Below are 16,031 nucleotides of genomic sequence, written 5' to 3'. Positions count from 1 at the left end.
CGCCCGAATGAATGAACGGCATGCCGTGGCACACGGCACGTGCGGATACGTTACGCGTGCTTCGCGAGCCGGTAGCCGCTGCCGCGAACGGTCTCGATCATCGCATCGCAGCCGGCCGGTTTCAAGGCCGCGCGCAAGCGCTTGATGTGCACGTCGACGGTGCGCTCCTCGACGAACACGTGATCGCCCCACACCTGGTCGAGCAGTTGCGTGCGGCTGTGCACGCGCTCCGGATGCGTCATGAAGAAATGCAGCAGGCGGAATTCGGTCGGGCCGAGGTCGAGCTTGATCTCGCTGCCGTCGCCGTGCGCGGCGACCCGGTGCGTGGCCGGATCGAGCCGCAGCCCGTTGATCGACACGACGTCCTCGGTCAGCTGCGGCGCACGGCGGCGCAGCACGGCCTTGATGCGCGCCATCAGCTCCTTCGGCGAGAACGGCTTCGTCACGTAGTCGTCCGCGCCGATCTCGAGGCCGAGCACCTTGTCCTGCTCGTCGCCGCGCGCGGTCAGCATGATGATCGGGATGTGCTTGGTCCGCTCGTTGTTGCGCAGGTCGCGCGCAAACGCGATACCCGATTTGCCCGGCAGCATCCAGTCGAGCAGCACGAGGTCGGGCAGCACGTCGCTGATCAGGTTCTGCGCCTGCTCCGCGTTGTAGGCGCGGATCGGGCAGTGACCGGCATGCTGGAGATTCACCGAGATCAGTTCGGAAATCGCGGGCTCATCTTCGACGACGAGAATGTTGCTGGGCATCGGCACCTCTGTTCTTCCTATACGGAGTCGATTAACTGTTGGCTTCGCGATCGAGCGTGTCGCGCGGCTGATGCCGCACGTCGGTGCCCTTCACGATGTAGATGATGAACTCGGCGATGTTCTTCGCGTGATCGCCGATGCGCTCGATGGCCTTCGCGATGAACAGGTACTCGAGGCCGACCGAGATCGTGCGCGGATCTTCCTGCATGTACGACACGAGCTTGCGCACGAACGCACGGAATTCCAGGTCGATCTCCTTGTCGTCCTTGACGATCTGCGCGGCGGCCACCGTGTCGAGGCGCGCGAACGCGTCGAGCGCCCGGCGCAGGATCGTCACGGCCATCTCGCCCGACACCTTGATCTCGGCGATGTTGACCGCGCGCGCGGCCGGCTCGTCGATCAGGCGGCGCACGCGCTTCGCGATCTTCTCGGCTTCGTCGCCGGCGCGCTCGAGGTTCGTAATCGTTTTCGAAATCGACATCAGAAGACGCAGATCGCGCGCGGCAGGCTGCCTCCGCGCGATGATGTTGCCGCACTCCTGGTCGATCTCGACTTCCATCGCGTTCAGCGTTTCCTCGGCCGTGACGACCTTCTCCGCCGCCTCGCGGTCGAATTCGTTCAGCGCGTACATCGCGCCGACGATCTGCGACTCGACGAGTCCGCCCATTTCCAGCACCTTCGACGACACGGCGTTCAGGTCCGCGTCGAACTGGCTCGACAGATGTTTATCCGACATGGCTGTTGTTCTCCGTCATCAGCCGAAACGGCCGGTGATGTAGTCTTCCGTTTCCTTGCGTACCGGCTTGATGAAGATCTTCTCGGTCTCGCCGAATTCGATCAGCTCGCCCAGGTACATGTACGCGGTGAAGTCCGAGCAGCGTGCGGCCTGCTGCATGTTGTGCGTGACGATCACGACCGTGTAGTCGCTCTTGAGCTCGGCGATCAGCTCCTCGATGCGGCCCGTCGAGATCGGGTCGAGCGCGGAGCACGGCTCGTCGAGCAGCAGCACTTCCGGACGGATCGCGATGCCGCGCGCGATGCACAGCCGCTGCTGCTGGCCGCCGGACAGCCCGTAGCCGCTCTGGTTCAGCTTGTCCTTGACTTCGCTCCACAGCGCGGCTTTGGTCAGCGCCCATTCGACGCGGTCGTCCATCTCCGAGCGCGTGAGCTTCTCGAACATCTTCACGCCGAACGCGATGTTGTCGTAGATCGACATCGGGAACGGCGTCGGCTTCTGGAACACCATGCCGATGCGCGCACGCAGCAGCGAAATGTCGCGCTTGGTGGTCAGCAGGTTCTCGCCGTCCATCAGGATCTCGCCTTCGGCGCGCTGCTCCGGATAGAGCGCGAACATCTTGTTGAAGGTGCGCAGCAGCGTCGACTTGCCGCAACCCGACGGGCCGATGAACGCCGTGACCTTCCCTTCGGGAATGCGCAGGTTGATGTTCTTCAGCGCGTGGAACTTGTTGTAGAAGAAATTGAGGTTGTTGACCTCGATCTTCGCGTTCAACGGCTCGAGCGGGCGGTCGTTTGCCGTGTCTTGCGTGCCGGCGGGCGCAACCGTGCGCTCGACGGGATTCAGGTGGCTTTCTGCCATATTCATCGGATTGCTCCGCCGTTACTTTTTCGAGAAGATCGAGCGCGCCAGGATGTTGAGTCCGAGCACACCGAGCGTAATCAGGAACACGCCCGCCCACGCGAGCGATTGCCATTCCGCGAACGGGCTCATCGCGAACTTGTAGATCGTGACGGGCAGGTTGGCCATCGGCTGGCTCATGTCCCACGAGAAGAACTGGTTCGACAGTGCGGTGAACAGCAGCGGCGCGGTCTCGCCGGCGATCCGCGCGACCGCGAGCAGCACGCCGGTCACGATCCCGCCCACCGAGGCGCGCAGCGTGATCTTCATCACCATGCGCCACTTCGGCGTGCCGAGCGCGACCGCTGCTTCGCGCAGCGCGTTCGGCACCAGCTTCAGCATGTTCTCGGTCGTGCGGATCACGATCGGAATCTGCAGCAGCGCGAGCGCGATCACGCCGGCCCAGCCCGAGAAGCGCCCGGACTTCGCGACGACGATCGCATACACGAACAGGCCGATCACGATCGACGGCGCCGACAGCAGGATGTCGTTGATGAAGCGGATCGTGCTCGCGAGCAGGTTCTTCTGGCCGTATTCGGCGAGATAGACGCCCGCGAGGATGCCGATCGGCGTGCCGACCAGCGTGCCGAAGCCGCACAGCAGCAGGCTGCCGACGATCGCGTTGGCGAGACCGCCGCCGGTCGTGTTCGGCGCCGGCGTCGATTCGGTGAACAGTTGCAGCGACAGGCCGCCGATACCGAGGTGCACCGTCGTGTACAGAATCCACACGAGCCACAGCAGGCCGAACGCCATCGCGCCGAGCGACGCGGTCAGCGCGATCGCGTTGATCGCCTTGCGCTTGCGCTGCAGGCGGCTGCGCATCGCTTCGAGCACGGCGCCGTCCGGGCCGGGGAAATTCATGATGGGCTGACTCATTTCTTGCCCTCTCCCTTCTCGAGACGAAGCAGCAGCAGTTTGGAGATGGACAGCACGATGAACGTGATCACGAACAGGATCAGCCCGAGTTCCATCAGCGCGGACGTATGCAGGCCCGGTTGCGCTTCCGCGAATTCGTTCGCGAGCGCCGACGTGATGCTGTTGCCCGGCGCGAACAGCGACACGCTGTCGAGCAGGTTCGTGTTGCCGATCACGAAGGTCACGGCCATCGTTTCGCCGAGCGCGCGGCCGAGGCCCAGCATCACGCCGCCGATCACGCCGGTCTTCGTATAGGGCAGCACGACCTTCCACATCACTTCCCAGGTCGTGCAGCCGATCCCGTAGGCCGATTCCTTCAGCAGCACGGGCGTGACTTCGAACACGTCGCGCATCACCGACGCGATGTACGGGATGATCATGATCGCGAGGATCACGCCGGCCGCGAGGATGCCGATCCCGATGGGCGGGCCGGACGTCAGCGGGCCGAGCACCCACACGTCCTTGAACAGGCGGCCGATCGGCTTCTGGAAGTATTCCGCGAAGATCGGCGCGAATATGAGCAGGCCCCACATCCCGTAGACGATCGACGGGATCGCGGCGAGCAGCTCGATCGCGATGCCGAGCGGGCGGCGCAGCCACACGGGCGACAGCTCGGTGAGGAACAGCGCGATGCCGAAGCTGACCGGCACCGCGATGACGAGGGCGATGATCGACGTCACGATCGTGCCGTAGATGGGCACGAGGGCGCCGAACACATCCGAGTTCGGATCCCACTCGGATTGCCACAAAAAGCCGACGCCGAACTTCTCGATGGTCGGCAGCGACGCAACAATCAGGGAAACGATGATCCCGCCCAGCAGCAGCAGGGTCACGATCGCGGCAAGCCATGCGAGGCCGCCGAACAGAACGTCTCCGAGGCGGCCGGGCGCGCGTTGCTGCGCGGCATCGGGGGACCGGAAGGACGTGTAGGAAGTGTCAGACATTGGGTGCCTGTTGTGGATCGCCGGGCGCCGTGACGCCCGGCCTTACCGCACGCACTGCCCGGCCGGCACGGCCGGGCAGCGAACCGCTCTGCTGCTTACTCGGTGGCGACCGGCTTGCCCGCTGCGTCCGTCACCTTGGTCTTCCACTGCTTGCGGATTTCCGCTTCGACTGCCGGCGGCAGCGAGATGTAGTCGAGGCTGTCCGCTGCCTTCTCGCCGTTCTTGAACGCCCAGCTGAAGAACTTCAGCGTTTCGGCGCCCTGCTCCGGCTTGTCCTGCTTCGCGTGCAGCAGCACGAACGTCGCGCCGACGACCGGCCATGCTTCCTTGCCCGGCTGGTTCGTCAGGATCTGGTAGAACGACTTCGACCAGTTCGCGCCGGCTGCAGCGGCCTTGAACGTTTCCGTCTTCGGCTCGACCACCGTGCCCGTCGAGTTCTTCAGGGCCGTGTAGATCATGTTGTTCTTCTTCGCGTACGCCCATTCGACGTAGCCGATCGCGCCCGGCAGGCGCTGCACGAACGCCGCGACGCCGTCGTTACCCTTGCCGCCCGTGCCCGTCGGCCAGTTGACCGTCGTGCCTTCGCCGATCTTCGACTTCCACTCGTCGTTGACCTTCGACAGGTAGTTCGTCCAGATGAAGCTCGTGCCCGAGCCGTCGGCGCGGCGCACGACCGCGATGTCCGTATCCGGCAGCTTGACCTTCGGGTTCAGCGCGGCGATCGCCGGGTCGTTCCACTTCTTGATCTTGCCGAGGTAGATGTCGCCGAGCACCGGGCCCGACAGCGTCAGTTCGCCGGCCTTCACGCCCGGCACGTTGACGACCGGCACCACGCCGCCGACCACCGTCGGGAACTGGAACAGGCCGTCCTTCGCGAGGTCTTCATCCTTCAGCGGAGCGTCCGAGCCGGCAAAATCGACCGTCTTCGCGATGATCTGCTTCAGGCCGCCCGACGAGCCGATACCTTGGTAGTTCACCTTCGCGCCGCCCGACTGCTGGTAGTCGGCAGCCCATTTCGTATAGATCGGCATAGCGAACGTGCTGCCTGCGCCCGTGATGTCGGCAGCGTGCGCAGCAACTGCGAAAAGTGCGCCAGCCAGGCCAGCAATCGCGGTTTGCATCAATTTCATGAGACCTCCAGTGTGTGAGCGGATGACTACGGCACCGCGAAGGTTAGGGGCTCCTCATGACGGTAATGTGACAATGAATGAAACTGGCGTGACAGTAACATGACTGCTTGAAAGGTGATATTCGGTGAAGCGCGAGCCCGTGTACGCGCGCGGCGCGCTGGGAAAAGCGGCAAGAATTGCCCGTTGCGCGGAGTGGCCGCGCCCCGTTTCGGGCAGTGTGCGGCGCAGGGCGCGCCGCTTCCCGCATCGCGCACCGCCCGGTGCGCGCTCGTCTTCCGGTTGGGCGCAGAAGACTTCATCGAGTACGAAGGACGCCATCGAGAGCGTCCTCTATTTATTAGCGCAAACCTTTGCGTCTGACGAATTGACGACGCTCACGGTAGCTCGGCCATCGTTCAGCCGGCATGCGCGATCGAATCGTCACGCGTGCCGGCCGCCCGCCTCGCTCAGCTCGTCGCTTCGCGCACGGCGTCCGCGATCGCTTCCGCGTGGCGCGTCGCGTCGGCCGCCTGCTGCGCCTCGACCATCACGCGCAGCACCGGCTCGGTACCCGAGGCGCGGATCAGCACGCGGCCATGGCCCGCCAGTGCGCTCTCGGCCGCGTCGATCGCGGCGCGAATCGATGCGCTGCCCTTCCAGTCGGCGCCCGGCTTCATCCGCACGTTGATCAGCTTCTGCGGGAACAGCGTGACGCCGTCGAGCATCTGCGCGAGCGTGCGGCCGCTGCGCTTGAGCGCGGCCAGCACCAGCAGCGCCGACACGATGCCGTCGCCGGTCGAATGACGGTCGAGCGACAGGATGTGGCCGGAGCCTTCGGCGCCGAGCTGCCAGCCGCGCTCGCGCAGCTGTTCGAGCACATAGCGGTCGCCGACCGCCGCCCGCACGAATTCGACGCCTTCGCGCTGCAGCGCGACCTCGACCGCGAGGTTCGTCATCAGCGTGCCGACCGCGCCCTCGACCTTGCCGGCCGTCGCGATGCGGTCCTTCACGAGCACGTAGAGCAGCTCGTCGCCGTTGAACAGCCGGCCGCTCGAATCGACGACCTGCAGACGGTCCGCATCGCCGTCGAGCGCGATGCCGAGATCGGCATGGTTCGCGCGCACCGCGCGCACCAGCGCGTCGGGCGCCGTCGCGCCGACGCCGTCGTTGATGTTGAAGCCGTTCGGTGCGACGCCGATCGGGATCACGTCCGCGCCGAGTTCGTGGAACACGTGCGGCGCGATCTGGTAGGCGGCGCCGTGCGCGCAGTCGATCACGAGCTTCAGCCCCCGCAGGTCGTAGGCGGCCGGGAACGTGCTCTTGCAGAACTCGATGTAGCGGCCGGCCGCGTCGTCGAGCCGGCGCGCCTTGCCGAGCCGGTCCGACGATGCGCATTCGAGCGGCTTGTCGAGCCACGCTTCGATCTCGGCCTCGGTTTCGTCGGGCAGCTTGTTGCCGTCGGCCGAGAAGAACTTGATGCCGTTGTCCTGATACGGGTTGTGCGAGGCGCTGATCACGACGCCGGCCGACAGCCGCAGCGCGCGCGTCAGATATGCGACACCCGGCGTCGGCATCGGGCCGGCCAGCATCACGTCGACGCCCGCCGCCGAGAAGCCGGCCTCGAGCGCCGCCTCGAGCATGTAGCCCGACACGCGCGTGTCCTTGCCGATCAGCACCGTCGGTCGCGCGCCCGTCGCGCCGTCCGCGGCGCCGGCCAGCACCTTGCCCGCGGCATAGCCGAGACGCAACACGAAATCGGGCGTGATCGGCGTATCGCCGACCGTCCCGCGAATGCCGTCCGTGCCAAAATATCGACGTCCCATGCGAACCTTCCTCCTTCGTCTTTCCTGAACTCTGACTTATCGTTGCCGCGCGGCTTCGCGCACGGCGTTCCAAACTTTCAATGCATCGACCGTCGCGGCCACGTCGTGCACGCGCACGATCGCGGCGCCGCGTGCGACCGCGCACACGGCCGCCGCCACGCTCGCCGCGACGCGCTCGAGCGGCGGCTTGCCGCCGATCACCGCGCCGAGCATCGACTTGCGCGACATGCCCGCGAGGATCGGATAGGCGCGCCCGTCGGGCCGCAGCGGCGCCGTGTCGGGCAACGCGGCCAGCAGCGCGTAGTTGTCGTCGATCACCGCCTTGCCGAAGCCGAAGCCCGGGTCGACGCAGATCCGCTGCGGCGCGATGCCCGCATCGCGCAGCGCCTGCGCGCGCGCGGCGAGAAAGTCGTGCACGTCGACGACGACGTCGTCGTAGTCCGGCTCGCCCACCTGCATGGTCTGCGGCTCGCCGAGCATGTGCATCGCGCACAACCCGCAGTTGCCGTCGCGCACCGCGTCGATCGCGCCCGGCTGTCGGAACCCCCAGATGTCGTTGATCAGGTCGGCGCCGGCCTCGAGCGCCGCGCGCATCACCGCTGGTTTGTACGTGTCGATCGACAGCGGCACGTCGAGCGGGCGCAACGCTTCGACGAGCGGGATCACGCGCGCGAGCTCCTCGTCGAGCGGCACGGGCGGCGCGCCGGGGCGCGTCGATTCGCCGCCGATGTCGATCAGATCGACACCGTCGGCCATCATCCGCTCGGCCTGGCGCAACGCATCGTCGCGCGCGAGGAAGCGGCCGCCGTCGGAGAACGAATCGGGTGTGGCGTTGAGGATGCCCATCACGAGCGGGCGCTCGAAGGTGAGCGAGAAGCGGCCGCACTGGAGCGGCGCGGGAGCGGATACGCTGACTGCGGATTCGGACACGGGAGGGATGCGTTGATGAATGCAAAACGGGCCGGTGTGAAGCCACACCAGCCCGTGAACGGAGCGACTACGAAGGTCAGGCCGGGGAAGCCGGCGCCGGCGCGTTGCCGGTCTTCACCTCGGCGGTCGTGCCGCCGCCCGACGAGTCGCCGCCGACCGCCGGCGAACTCTTCGGCGAGCGCGGCGGGCGCCCTTCCATGATGTCGTTGATCTGATCGGCGTCGATCGTTTCCCACTCCATCAGCGCGGCCGTCATTGCCTCGACCTTGTCGCGGTTCTCTTCGAGCAGGCGCCGCGCGAGGTTGTACTGCTCGTCGAGCACGCGGCGGATTTCGCCGTCGACCTTCTGTTGCGTCGCTTCCGAGATCGTGCGCGTGAAGCCGCGCCCGAACGGGCCGTTGTCGCTCTCGTCGTCGACGTAGACCATCGGCCCGAGCGCATCGGTCATCCCGAACCGGGCGACCATCGCGCGCGCCGTCTGCGTCGCCTTGTTGAAGTCGTCCGACGCGCCGGTGCTGATCAGGTTCAGGAACAGCTCCTCGGCCACGCGGCCGCCGAACAGGATCGCCAGACGGTCGAGCAGATAATCCTTCGAGTACGTTTCGTTGTCATGCTCCGGCAGCTGCCACGTGACGCCCAGCGCGCGACCGCGCGGGATGATCGTGACCTTGTGCACGGGGTCGGCCTTCGGCAGCAGCTTGGCGATGACCGCATGGCCCGACTCGTGATAAGCCGTCGCCCGCTTCGCTTCCTCGCGAATGACGGCCGACTTGCGCTCCGGACCCATGAAGATCTTGTCCTTCGCGTCCTCGAAATCCTGCATTTCGACGATCCGCTTGCCGCGGCGTGCGGCGAACAGCGCCGCTTCGTTGACGAGGTTGGCGAGATCGGCGCCCGAGAAGCCCGGCGTGCCGCGTGCGATGACGGCTGCGTCGACGTCGTTGGCGATCGGCACCTTGCGCAGGTGCACGCGCATGATCTGCTCGCGGCCGCGGATGTCCGGCAGCCCGACATAGACCTGACGGTCGAAACGGCCCGGGCGCAGCAGCGCCTTGTCGAGCACGTCGGAGCGGTTCGTCGCGGCGATCACGATCACGCCCGAGTTCGCCTCGAAGCCGTCCATCTCGACCAGCATCTGGTTCAGCGTCTGCTCGCGTTCGTCGTTGCCGCCGCCCATGCCGGCGCCGCGATGGCGACCGACCGCGTCGATTTCGTCGATGAACACGATGCACGGTGCGTGCTTCTTCGCCTGCTCGAACATGTCGCGCACGCGGGCCGCGCCCACGCCGACGAACATTTCGACGAAGTCGGAACCGGAGATGCTGAAGAACGGCACCTTCGCTTCACCGGCGATCGCGCGGGCGAGCAGCGTCTTGCCGGTACCCGGAGGGCCGACCAGCAGCACGCCGCGCGGAATGCGGCCGCCCAGCTTCTGGAATTTCTGCGGGTCGCGCAGGAAGTCGACGAGCTCGGACACCTCTTCCTTCGCTTCGTCGCAGCCCGCGACGTCGGAGAAGTTGACTGCGTTGTTGTTCTCGTCGATCAGACGCGCGCGCGATTTCCCGAACGAGAATGCGCCGCCTTTGCCGCCTCCCTGCATCTGTCTCATCATGTAGAACCAGAACACGATGATGAGGATCGTCGGCCCGAGGTAATACAGCGCGGACATCAGCGCATTGGGCTCGTCGTCGGCCTTGCCGCTGACCTGCACGCCGTACTTCATCAGATCGCCGACCATCCAGATGTCGCCGGGCGACACGATCTGGTATTTCTGGCCATCAGCCGGAGTGACGGTGAGGTTGCGCCCCTGCACGACGACGTTCTTGACCTTGCCGTTCTTGGCGTCGTCCATGAACTGCGAATAGGACACACCTTCCTGGACGCGGGGCTTGTCGAACTGCTTGAACACTGTAAACAGCACCAGTGCAATCACCAGCCACACTGCTGCCTTCGAAAACATATTGTTGTTCAAAGCACCACTCCTTCACTCGTAGACGAGCGCCTACATTTTCCTTGCGGCGCTCCTCGGTCATTCTAATCCAGTCCGACCACCCCTGCCATAAGCATTGACAAACGCCACGATAGCGCTGCGCTTGTCTGGCAAGGGCCGGAGCCCGTTTGCGGCATCCCGCTCCGCGTCACCGCGGATGCTTGAGCTGCCGACCCAAAATGAACGTTTCGGACGATTTGTCGCGAGACGCCTTGGGTTTGCGTGGTGCGACGACCTTAAACTGCTGTTTGAACTTTTCGACGATCTGGCTGTAGCCGCTACCGTGGAAACACTTCACGAGCAGCGCGCCCTCCGGCTTCAGGTGATTCTGCGCGAACTCGAGCGCCAGATCGCAGATGTGCTCGATGCGCGCGGCGTCTGCCGACGCCACTCCGGACAGGTTGGGGGCCATGTCGGAAATAACAAGATCCACCGGCCGACCTTCGAGCACGCCTTCGAGCTGATGCAGCACGTCGTCCTCGCGGAAGTCGCCCTGCAGGAAGTGCACGTCGGCGATGGGCTCCATCGGCAGGAGGTCGAGCGCGATGATCGTGCCGTCGATGCCGCCTTCGCGCTGCGCGTCGCGCTGCTTGCCCTGCGCGAGCTTGTTGCGCGCGTACTGGCTCCAGCTGCCGGGCGCGGCGCCGAGATCGACGATCACCTGACCCGGACGGATCAGCTTGTCCTGCTCGTCGATTTCCTTGAGCTTGTACGCCGCGCGCGCGCGATAGCCCTCCCGCTGCGCCATTTTGACGTACGGGTCGTTGATGTGATCGTGCAGCCAGTGCTGGTTAAAGCGGTTTTTTGCCATTCGAGAGAGTGATTGCTGCTATTTGCTTCGTGAAGCCGGGCTTTTGGCGGATAATACGCGTCTTATTCGCGCGGCTGCGGCCCCTTTCGGGGCCCAAGCCGCGATTTTACGTGGTTTCGGCGCGCGGCTGACGCGGTAACTTACCGCGTTCGCATCTGATGCAGCGCGCCCTTATTTAGATTTCGACATTTCCATGCCCGCCCTTTCGCTTTCCCCCGCCGAGCGCTCCGCGCTGCGCTCCCAGGCCCATGCGCTCAAGCCCGTCGTGCTGATCGGCGCCGAGGGGCTCACCGACGCCGTGCTGAAGGAAATCAAGGTCCACCTTGCCGCCCACCAGCTGATCAAGATCCGCGTGTTCGGCGACGAGCGCGACGAGCGCGTCGCGATTTACGACGAGATCTGCGATCGCCTGAACGCGGCGCCGATCCAGCACATCGGCAAGCTGCTGGTGATCTGGAAGCCCGAGGCGCCCGTCGCCGCTCCGTCCCGCCGCCGCGCCGGCGCGCTGCCGAGCGCAGCCGAAGCCGCCGAGGATCGCAAAGGCCGTGCGCCGCGCACCGTGAAGGTCGTCAAGGTGTCGCCGAACGCGAGCCCCGTACGTCGCCCGAAGCCGGTCAAGGTCCTCGTGCGCGGCAACGAGCGCGTGACCGCGGGCGGCACCGTGAAGCGTGCGAAAAAGCGTCAGGCCAGCACGAAGCGGCCGCACCAGGGCAAGTAACACGGGCGCGCGGCACGGGGTGTCCCGTGTCGCGCCGGCCGTTTGGTCATTTGGTCGCTTACGCGTCGCGCGCCGGCAAACGCCAGATCAGCATCAGCCCCAGCACGCTCTCGACCAGATAGAACAGGCTCGAGACGCCGTGCAGCATCCCGAAGCGGCTCGCGTACGGCGAGTTCGCGATATCGGTGCCCGCATCCATCGCGGCCACCCGCAGCGCATTCATGAACGGCTGCAGCGCAAAATAGCCGATCAGCACGCACGCGATCATCGCGGCGACGATCCAGCGCACGCGCCGATAATCGCCGCTGCCGCGCCGCACCTGCTGGTTCGACAGCGCGAGCAGCAACACGCCGCACACGACACCGAGAATCGCCTCGATACGAAACAGCTGGGCGGCGACCGAACCGGCCGTCATCCGCTCCAGCGTCCTGAACAGCACGGGTGCGACCGCATACCCGATCGTCAGCAGGCTGCCGACCCATACGGCCGACAGCAGACGGAACACGCGATGCGGCATCACGTTGCCCCGCTTCAGATGTAACTGACCGAGATGATCTCGTATTCGCGCACGCCGCCCGGCGCCTGCACGGCCGCGACGTCGCCTTCGCTCTTGCCGATCAGCGCACGTGCGATCGGCGAGCTGACCGAAATCAGGCCGTGATCGATGTCGGCTTCGTCGTCGCCGACGATCTGGTACTTGACGGTGTCGCCCGACTCGAGATCCTCGAGTTCGACGGTCGACGCGAACACCACGCGGCCTTCGGCGTCGAGCACGGTGGGATCGATGACCTGCGCGGCGGACAGCTTCGATTCGATTTCCGCGATGCGGCCCTCGATGAAGCCCTGCTTTTCCTTCGCGGCGTCGTATTCGGCGTTTTCGGACAGATCGCCCTGTGCGCGGGCCTCGGCGATCGCGTTGATCACGGCCGGCCGCTCGACGGACTTGAGGCGCTGCAATTCATCGCGCAGTTGCTCTGCGCCACGCTTTGTCAACGGAATGGTGCTCATAAACGGGTCAATCGCTAAAAACGGCTATAAAAAAAATCACCGCGATTAAGCGCGTTTCCGGCGAACCGGAAACACCGCTTAACCGCGGCACGTGTTGCTTCGACAGGTAACTGAACGCTTAGTTTAGGCGAGCGTGAAGACCTTGTAAATCATAGACTTCCAGATCCTTCAGGTAGCGCAGGCCTTCGACGGCCGCACGCGCGCCCGACATCGTCGTGTAGTACGTGACCTTGTGCGCCTGCGCGCTCATGCGGATCGAGCGCGAATCGGCGATCGCCTGACGCGTCTCGTCGACCGTCGTGAAGACGAGCGCGATCTCGCCGTTCTTGATCATGTCGACGATGTGCGGACGACCGTCCTTCACCTTGTTCACGACCTTCACCGGCACGCCGGCCGCTTCGATCGCGGCGGCAGTGCCCTTGGTCGCGACGATCGGGTAGCCGAGGTCGTGCAGCATGCGCGCGACTTCGACGGCCTTCGGCTTGTCCGCATCCATCACGGTCAGCAGCACGGTGCCCGACTCCGGCAGGCGCGAGCCGGCCGCGAGCTGCGACTTGAACAGCGCCTCGCCGAACGTGCGGCCGACGCCCATCACTTCACCGGTCGAACGCATTTCCGGCCCGAGGACCGGGTCGACGGTCGGGAACTTGACGAACGGGAACACCGCTTCCTTCACGCTGAAGTACGGCGGCTCGACTTCCTTCGTCACGCCCTGCTGCGCGAGCTTCTGGCCGACCATCGCGCGCGCCGCGATCTTCGCGAGCGGCAAGCTGGTCGCCTTCGACACGTACGGCACCGTGCGCGACGCGCGCGGGTTCACTTCGAGCACGTAGATGACGTCCTGCTTCGAACCGTCCGCCTGCGGCACCTGCTGGATCGCGAACTGCACGTTCATCAGGCCGACCACGTTCAGCGCCTTGGCCATCGCGCCGGTCTGGCGCTTCAGCTCGGCCACGGTTTCCTTCGACAGCGAGTACGGCGGCAGCGAGCATGCCGAGTCGCCCGAGTGGACGCCCGCCTGCTCGATGTGCTCCATCACGCCGCCGATGAACACCGCTTCGCCGTCGCAGATGCAGTCGACGTCGCATTCGATCGCGTCGTTCAGGAAGCGGTCGAGCAGCACCGGCGAATCGTTCGACACCTTCACGGCCTCGCGCATGTAGCGCTCGAGGTCGCGCGGCTCGTGGACGATTTCCATCGCGCGGCCGCCGAGCACGTACGACGGGCGCACGACCAGCGGATAGCCGATTTCGGCCGCCAGCGCGAGCGCCTCTTCTTCTGCGCGGGCCGTGCGGTTCGGCGGCTGGCGCAGGCCGAGGTCCTGCAGCAGCTTCTGGAAGCGTTCGCGGTCTTCGGCCGCGTCGATCATGTCCGGCGACGTGCCGACGATCGGCACGCCGTGCGCCTCGAGGTCGAGCGCGAGCTTCAGCGGCGTCTGGCCGCCGTACTGCACGATCACGCCGACCGGCTTTTCCTTGTCGACGATCTCGAGCACGTCTTCCAGCGTCAGCGGCTCGAAGTACAGGCGGTCGGACGTGTCGTAGTCGGTCGACACCGTTTCCGGGTTGCAGTTGACCATGATCGTTTCGTAACCGTCCTCGCGCATCGCGAGCGCCGCGTGCACGCAGCAGTAGTCGAACTCGATGCCCTGGCCGATCCGGTTCGGGCCGCCGCCCAGCACCATGATCTTCTTGTTGGTGGTCGGCTGCGCCTCGCACTCTTCCTCGTAGGTCGAGTACATGTAGGCCGTCTTGGTCGCGAACTCGGCCGCGCAGGTGTCGACGCGCTTGTAGACCGGGCGCACGTTCAGCTCCACGCGGCGGCGGCGCACGTCTTCCGGCGTCGCGCCGAGCAGCTTCGCGAGGCGGCGGTCCGAGAAGCCGCTCTGCTTCAGGAAGCGCAGCTCGTCGAACGTCAGCGACGCGAGCGTGCGGCCCGACAGCGCCTTTTCCTTCAGGATGATCTGCTCGATCTGCGCGAGGAACCACGGATCGATCGACGTTTCAGCGAAGATCTCTTCGGCCGTCATGCCGATGCGGAACGCGTCGCCGACGTACCAGATCCGATCCGGGCCCGGCTCGTGGATCTGGATCGCGATCTCGTCGCGGTCGGTCGACTTCTCGTCGAGCCCGTCGACGCCGACTTCGAGGCCGCGCAGCGCCTTCTGGAACGACTCCTGGAACGTGCGACCGATCGCCATCACTTCGCCGACCGACTTCATCTGCGTGGTCAGGCGCGAATCGGCCTCACGGAACTTCTCGAACGCGAAACGCGGGATCTTCGTGACGACGTAGTCGATCGTCGGCTCGAACGACGCCGGCGTCTGGCCGCCGGTGATTTCGTTCTTCAGCTCGTCGAGCGTGTAGCCGACCGCCAGCTTCGCCGCGACCTTCGCGATCGGGAAGCCGGTCGCCTTCGACGCGAGCGCCGACGAACGCGACACGCGCGGGTTCATCTCGATGACGACCATGCGGCCGTCCTTCGGGTTGATCGAGAACTGCACGTTCGAGCCGCCCGTATCGACGCCGATCTCGCGCAGCACCGCGAGCGATGCGTTACGCAGGATCTGGTATTCCTTGTCGGTCAGCGTCTGCGCCGGCGCGACCGTGATCGAGTCGCCGGTATGCACGCCCATCGGGTCGAGGTTTTCGATCGAGCACACGATGATGCAGTTGTCGGCGCGGTCGCGCACGACTTCCATCTCGTATTCCTTCCAGCCGAGCAGCGACTCTTCGATCAGCAGCTCGCGCGTCGGCGACAGGTCGAGGCCGCGCTTGCAGATCTCCTCGAATTCCTCGCGGTTGTACGCGATGCCGCCGCCCGAGCCGCCGAGCGTGAACGACGGACGGATCACGACCGGGTAGCCGCTGCCGCCCGTCTCCGCCATGATCTCGGCGTGCACCTTCGTCGCTTCTTCCATCGAGTGCGCGATGCCCGACTTCGCGGAGCCGAGCCCGATCTTGGTCATCGCTTCCTTGAACTTCTGGCGGTCTTCGGCCTTGTCGATCGCTTCCGGCGACGCGCCGATCAGCTCGACGCCGAACTTCTCGAGCACGCCGTGGTGATGCAGGTCGAGCGCGCAGTTCAGCGCGGTCTGGCCGCCCATCGTCGGCAGGATCGCGTCGGGGCGCTCCTTCTCGATGATGCGGGCGACGACTTCCCACGTGATCGGCTCGATGTACGTGACGTCGGCCGTGTTCGGGTCGGTCATGATCGTCGCCGGGTTGCTGTTGACGAGAACGACCTTGTAGCCCTCCTCACGCAGCGCCTTGCATGCCTGTGCGCCCGAGTAGTCGAACTCGCACGCCTGGCCGATGATGATCGGGCCGGCGCCGATGATGAGGATGCTTTTGATGTCTGTGCGTTTTGGCATGGCTTGTGAATTCAGTAAGTAA

14 protein-coding genes are annotated in these 16,031 nt (G+C 65.5%); 1 reads left to right on the top strand and 13 read right to left on the bottom strand.

Features of this window, described 5'->3' with window-relative positions:
* Positions 1-50: 50 nt before the first annotated feature.
* The 10 genes from phoB to C3Y15_RS11850 form a co-directional block, all read right to left on the bottom strand.
* Positions 51-752 (bottom strand): phosphate regulon transcriptional regulator PhoB, encoded by a 702-nt coding sequence (phoB, locus tag C3Y15_RS11900; protein WP_006750313.1) that lies wholly within the window; start codon positions 750-752, stop codon positions 51-53.
* A 31-nt stretch (positions 753-783) separates the two neighbouring features.
* Complete coding sequence (gene phoU / locus C3Y15_RS11895; RefSeq protein WP_011884287.1) at positions 784-1,488, bottom strand: phosphate signaling complex protein PhoU; 705 nt, start codon at positions 1,486-1,488, stop codon at positions 784-786.
* An 18-nt stretch (positions 1,489-1,506) separates the two neighbouring features.
* Positions 1,507-2,355: a phosphate ABC transporter ATP-binding protein PstB gene (gene pstB / locus C3Y15_RS11890; RefSeq protein ID WP_011884286.1), complete on the bottom strand. Its 849-nt coding sequence runs from the start codon at positions 2,353-2,355 to the stop codon at positions 1,507-1,509.
* 15 nt (positions 2,356-2,370) lie between these two features.
* On the bottom strand, positions 2,371-3,264 hold the full coding sequence (gene pstA / locus C3Y15_RS11885) for a phosphate ABC transporter permease PstA (protein ID WP_011884285.1): 894 nt from the start codon (positions 3,262-3,264) through the stop codon (positions 2,371-2,373).
* Positions 3,261-4,247 (bottom strand): phosphate ABC transporter permease PstC, encoded by a 987-nt coding sequence (pstC, locus tag C3Y15_RS11880; protein ID WP_069246201.1) that lies wholly within the window; start codon positions 4,245-4,247, stop codon positions 3,261-3,263. The genes pstA and pstC overlap by 4 nt, the downstream gene beginning before the upstream one ends.
* Before the next feature lie 95 nt (positions 4,248-4,342).
* A complete protein-coding gene (pstS, locus tag C3Y15_RS11875) occupies positions 4,343-5,377 on the bottom strand; it encodes a phosphate ABC transporter substrate-binding protein PstS (protein ID WP_014722815.1) in 1,035 nt (344 codons plus the stop codon).
* A gap of 446 nt (positions 5,378-5,823) precedes the next feature.
* Entirely contained in the window at positions 5,824-7,179 is a 1,356-nt protein-coding gene (glmM, locus tag C3Y15_RS11865; protein WP_011884282.1) for a phosphoglucosamine mutase, read from the bottom strand.
* 36 nt (positions 7,180-7,215) lie between these two features.
* Positions 7,216-8,157: a dihydropteroate synthase gene (gene folP / locus C3Y15_RS11860; RefSeq protein ID WP_051974411.1), complete on the bottom strand. Its 942-nt coding sequence runs from the start codon at positions 8,155-8,157 to the stop codon at positions 7,216-7,218.
* Between the two features lie 28 nt (positions 8,158-8,185).
* Positions 8,186-10,081, bottom strand: a complete 1,896-nt coding sequence (gene ftsH, locus C3Y15_RS11855; protein ID WP_011884280.1) for an ATP-dependent zinc metalloprotease FtsH — start codon at positions 10,079-10,081, stop codon at positions 8,186-8,188.
* Between the two features lie 166 nt (positions 10,082-10,247).
* A complete protein-coding gene (locus tag C3Y15_RS11850; RefSeq protein ID WP_011884279.1) occupies positions 10,248-10,910 on the bottom strand; it encodes an RlmE family RNA methyltransferase in 663 nt (220 codons plus the stop codon).
* A 193-nt stretch (positions 10,911-11,103) separates the two neighbouring features.
* On the opposite strand from C3Y15_RS11850, the gene C3Y15_RS11845 reads away from it, so the two are divergent.
* On the top strand, positions 11,104-11,628 hold the full coding sequence (locus tag C3Y15_RS11845) for a YhbY family RNA-binding protein (protein ID WP_011884278.1): 525 nt from the start codon (positions 11,104-11,106) through the stop codon (positions 11,626-11,628).
* 58 nt (positions 11,629-11,686) lie between these two features.
* On the opposite strand, the gene C3Y15_RS11840 is transcribed toward C3Y15_RS11845, so the two are convergent.
* The 3 genes from C3Y15_RS11840 to carB all read right to left on the bottom strand — a co-directional run bounded on the left by C3Y15_RS11840 (position 11,687) and on the right by carB (position 16,009).
* Complete coding sequence (locus C3Y15_RS11840; protein WP_011884277.1) at positions 11,687-12,145, bottom strand: DUF4149 domain-containing protein; 459 nt, start codon at positions 12,143-12,145, stop codon at positions 11,687-11,689.
* Positions 12,146-12,159: 14 nt separating this feature from the next.
* The gene (gene greA, locus C3Y15_RS11835; protein WP_011884276.1) at positions 12,160-12,636 is read right to left on the bottom strand and encodes a transcription elongation factor GreA; all 477 of its coding nucleotides are present in this window, start codon (positions 12,634-12,636) and stop codon (positions 12,160-12,162) included.
* A 118-nt stretch (positions 12,637-12,754) separates the two neighbouring features.
* Entirely contained in the window at positions 12,755-16,009 is a 3,255-nt protein-coding gene (gene carB, locus C3Y15_RS11830; protein WP_011884275.1) for a carbamoyl-phosphate synthase large subunit, read from the bottom strand.
* Between the last annotated feature and the right edge of the window lie 22 nt (positions 16,010-16,031).

This window comes from Burkholderia sp. B10, assembly GCF_004368385.1.
Taxonomy (GTDB): domain Bacteria; phylum Pseudomonadota; class Gammaproteobacteria; order Burkholderiales; family Burkholderiaceae; genus Burkholderia; species Burkholderia vietnamiensis.
This window is presented reverse-complemented; position numbering and strand designations above follow the sequence as displayed.

Excerpts from the sequence above, each read along its gene's own strand:
- phoB (WP_006750313.1), bottom strand. The coding sequence starts at position 752 with ATGCCCAGCAACATTCTCGTCGTCGAAGATGAGCCCGCGATTTCCGAA.
- pstC (WP_069246201.1), bottom strand. The coding sequence starts at position 4,247 with ATGTCTGACACTTCCTACACGTCCTTCCGGTCCCCCGATGCCGCGCAG.
- C3Y15_RS11850 (WP_011884279.1), bottom strand. The coding sequence starts at position 10,910 with ATGGCAAAAAACCGCTTTAACCAGCACTGGCTGCACGATCACATCAAC.
- pstB (WP_011884286.1), bottom strand. The coding sequence starts at position 2,355 with ATGAATATGGCAGAAAGCCACCTGAATCCCGTCGAGCGCACGGTTGCG.
- greA (WP_011884276.1), bottom strand. The coding sequence starts at position 12,636 with ATGAGCACCATTCCGTTGACAAAGCGTGGCGCAGAGCAACTGCGCGAT.
- carB (WP_011884275.1), bottom strand. The coding sequence starts at position 16,009 with ATGCCAAAACGCACAGACATCAAAAGCATCCTCATCATCGGCGCCGGC.
- pstA (WP_011884285.1), bottom strand. The coding sequence starts at position 3,264 with ATGAGTCAGCCCATCATGAATTTCCCCGGCCCGGACGGCGCCGTGCTC.
- C3Y15_RS11840 (WP_011884277.1), bottom strand. The coding sequence starts at position 12,145 with ATGCCGCATCGCGTGTTCCGTCTGCTGTCGGCCGTATGGGTCGGCAGC.
- glmM (WP_011884282.1), bottom strand. The coding sequence starts at position 7,179 with ATGGGACGTCGATATTTTGGCACGGACGGCATTCGCGGGACGGTCGGC.
- C3Y15_RS11845 (WP_011884278.1), top strand. The coding sequence starts at position 11,104 with ATGCCCGCCCTTTCGCTTTCCCCCGCCGAGCGCTCCGCGCTGCGCTCC.
- pstS (WP_014722815.1), bottom strand. The coding sequence starts at position 5,377 with ATGAAATTGATGCAAACCGCGATTGCTGGCCTGGCTGGCGCACTTTTC.
- phoU (WP_011884287.1), bottom strand. The coding sequence starts at position 1,488 with ATGTCGGATAAACATCTGTCGAGCCAGTTCGACGCGGACCTGAACGCC.